The 3013-nt window shown below is 65.0% G+C and carries 3 protein-coding genes and 1 pseudogene; all 4 read right to left on the bottom strand.

Features of this window, described 5'->3' with window-relative positions; translation table 11 throughout:
- A pseudogene (locus tag AACS18_RS16185) lies at positions 1 to 1280 on the bottom strand (hypothetical protein); the annotation flags it as partial.
- Positions 1277 to 1837, bottom strand: coding sequence for a baseplate complex protein (locus AACS18_RS16180; protein WP_108612709.1), 561 nt, complete (start codon positions 1835 to 1837; stop codon positions 1277 to 1279). The gene AACS18_RS16180 and the pseudogene AACS18_RS16185, both read right to left, overlap by 4 nt.
- Before the next feature lie 58 nt (positions 1838 to 1895).
- Complete coding sequence (locus tag AACS18_RS16175; protein WP_258228740.1) at positions 1896 to 2714, bottom strand: hypothetical protein; 819 nt, start codon at positions 2712 to 2714, stop codon at positions 1896 to 1898.
- Positions 2711 to 3013 (bottom strand): tail fiber assembly protein (locus AACS18_RS16170; RefSeq protein ID WP_108612708.1); only part of this gene is annotated, 303 nt, incomplete at its 5' end. The genes AACS18_RS16170 and AACS18_RS16175, both read right to left, overlap by 4 nt.

The raw sequence follows: 3013 nt of genomic DNA, 5'->3' as shown, positions 1-3013 counted from the left end.
ATGGCCCCGAGCGCCTCGATGCGCTTCATCGCCCCGATCTGCTCCACGCTGTGCTGCAGGGTAGTGAGTCGGTGCTGGCCGAACTCGCCCTGGTAGTCGTCAGCCTCGCGATGCATCAGCATCGCCTTGTCATGTTGACGGCGGTCGGTATGGCGGCTCTGGTTGCCCACGGTATCGGTGCGGCTGAACACCTCGGCCCGTTGCTGTTGGAGCTGTGCGCCCGGGGTGATGTCCGGCAGCGGCCAGCCTGAGCCCAGTACGGTGCGAATAAATGGCCGGTCAGCGCGACCGAAGGCAAACCCCAGCTCGACGATGGTTCCCTCGATGGGGAACTGCAGCAGTCCCTGCTCTGGCCCGCCGAACAGTACCGGCAGCGGCACGGCGCGATAGAGTGGGGCGGCCTTGTCCGGCTGGCCATCTTCGCCCAGCAGTTGCACATCTACTGCATAGCGCGGGCGAAACGGATCATTGAGCTGGCCAGCGGCTGCGTTGTCGCTGATGGCCTCGACCCGCCCGAACTTGGGCAGGTGCATCTGGTCGGCCAGCTCCGGGAACTCGCCCTCCATCTTGCGCCGCTCCGGCGACTTTACCGGTTTACCGGGTGTTGCCGTGGTGAGGGTCATCTCGTCGCCCTTGAGGCGAACTCGCACCACCCGCTTGCCGTTGACGAGTGCGCCCGGGCGCATGGCCGGGATCGGGGCTGTGGTGAGGGTGTTGCCCGCCTGGCGGCCAGAGAAGGTCGGATCCAGTTCCACCGGCCTGTCTGCCCAACGACTATGGGCATGACTGCCCACGAAAATGGCGCCATCCGGTTGCTGATGCCAGATGAAATCCGGCACCGCAAAGGCGCGGCCGGCGTTGTTGAGCAGCTGATAGCCGGTGCCGGCGCTGGTGAAGTTGGGGATAGGCCGATCGGTATAGTCGGCCCCGTCAGGCAGCAAAAAGGTGAGCTTGGTCTGGTCGCTCAACCAGGCCAGCAGACCGCGCAGGGTGGCATGCTGGAGGCTCACCGGAAACGCGCTCCCCAACATACCGGCCAGCTCGCGGCACAGCAGCTTGCTGGCACCATTGCTGGCAGGCTGCACGTCATACACATATCCGGTAAACCAGCGGCGCAGCTCGCCGTTGTAGCCCAGATCCACGGTCAGGGTTTGCCCCTTCTCGGCGTTCCCCTCAATGGTTAGAGCGGCGCGCCCACCGGCGCAGAGATCCAGCACGATATCGTGGTCGATGAGGTTGGCCGGTTGGCCTCCCAGGGTGAGGTTGGTCGAGAGTTTCACGCCATCAGGTCTCCCAGTTTGTTATCCAGCCCCTTGATAGCCTGCTCCCACGAGCTCAGCTGTTCCTGCTCGGAGGCGGGCACTCCCTCTGACGGCTTGGCCGGTTTGGTGTTGGCGTTGCCCTGGCCCACGGTGGCGGGCGCCTTGGGCATTCGCTGTTCCCGCTTCTCGGGTACCGAGTTGTGTTCGCGCAGGGTGAACTGCACTTGCCATGCCAGCAGCCCCTCCTGTTCGCTGGCAGTGATGCGCCCGGCAAACTTGGCCTGGCGCACCTTGACCGACTTGGCCAGCAGCGATCCGACCCGATAGATATGGCGCTTGCCGCCATCGCCTTTGGCATCGGCCAGCTCAAACAGCCGGCTCAGGGTCTGCTCATCCTTGAAGGGGACAAGCCCCGAGATATCGAGCTCCTTGGCTTTGGCCCCTTGCTCCGAGCTGCTGGTCGAGCTGGTCTGGCCGCTACTGTCCTTGTCCTGAAACTGCATCGATGCGGTTATCCGCATCGACTTCATCACAATTGGCTCACCGTCCAGGGTGAGCATGGCGGTTTGGCTCATCGGGTTAACTCCTGCCAGAAGGTGAGCGGGGAGGGGGAGAGCAGCAGGGCGCCGACCGTCATGCTGTGGCTATGGTCTGGCGGCTGCTCTGGCCCAGTTGGGCGGCCAGGCTTGCTGCATCACCTTGGGCTTGCCAGTGCCACAGCTGGCCACTGATGGCCGTCAGCTTTCCCAGTGCCTGTTCGAGCTCGGTCAGTCTGGCAGAGCGTCGTTCTGCCAGGGTGGCCAGTTGGGCGATCGGGGTAGTTGTCCCCTGTGCCAGGCTCTCCAGTTGGGCGAGCTCGGCCCCGAGCAGTGAGCGAGTCGAGCGCAGCGGATCCCAGCTCAGTGGCTCATCTGCTTTCCAGCGTGGCACCTTGGCGGCGGTGGGTTTGCTCATGGCATCGTTGTTGGCCGTGAGGCGGCGCAGGGCCGCGCACCACTCTGGCAGCGGCAGGATGGCACAAAGCGTCGCCAACGCATCGGCCAGCGCGGTTTCGCTGTTACCGGTGACCAGCCAGGCGATGGCGTGCAGCTGGCCAGTTGGCAGCAGGGGATCTGCGCCGTCCTGCAGCTTGGCGGCAAGAGTCGCCACCGCATTGGGGGCGGCGAGGCTGTACTGGTTGCCCTGGTGCTGGCCCACCCCATGCAGATAGGGGGTGACCGTCAGGCAGCGACCGGTGACCAGCAGCCGGTCGAGCTCAGCCCGCAGCCCTGCGAGCGCGGCAGCGGCTTGGCTGATGGGCGTGGGGCGGTATTGCGCCCTTGGGGCCAGTGCCTGCAAGCGAGCCACCGCGCCAGCCTGGCTGTCTGGCAGTTGGCCCAGCACCCCGCTGGCGCGGGTGTGTATCGCCTCGGTGCTGGCCGGCCAGCGCAGCGCGCCTTGCGTCCAGCTCATTGCGGGACATCCGGCCAGATGACATCGGTGGGCCAGCCCTCGTTTTGTGGCAGGCGCATCAGCGCGATGCGGTAGCGCTGCAGGGTATCGAGCCTGGCCAGTTCCTCTGGCGTTGCTATGTTTAGCTCCTTGGCATCCTGCAACGGAGCAATGCGGAGGGCCGCGTCGGCCTGCAATGTGTCGAGCTTGTGCTGCTGATCGGCTTCGCTGGGGACATAGGTTGGTGGTTCCCGCATCTCAATGTCTCCGAATTCACCGAAGATGGCGCGTACATAGAGTTCGCGTCCATGGGCTGCCGA

The sequence above is a fragment of the Aeromonas sp. HMWF015 genome (genome assembly GCF_963878965.1).
Classification (GTDB): domain Bacteria; phylum Pseudomonadota; class Gammaproteobacteria; order Enterobacterales; family Aeromonadaceae; genus Aeromonas; species Aeromonas veronii.
Note: the sequence above shows the minus strand (reverse complement) of the source record. Positions and strands in the feature narration are given on the sequence as shown.

Bases quoted from the DNA above. Each gene is read 5' to 3' on its own strand.
- AACS18_RS16175 (WP_258228740.1), bottom strand. From the start codon at position 2,714: ATGAGCTGGACGCAAGGCGCGCTGCGCTGGCCGGCCAGCACCGAGGCG.
- AACS18_RS16180 (WP_108612709.1), bottom strand. From the start codon at position 1,837: ATGAGCCAAACCGCCATGCTCACCCTGGACGGTGAGCCAATTGTGATG.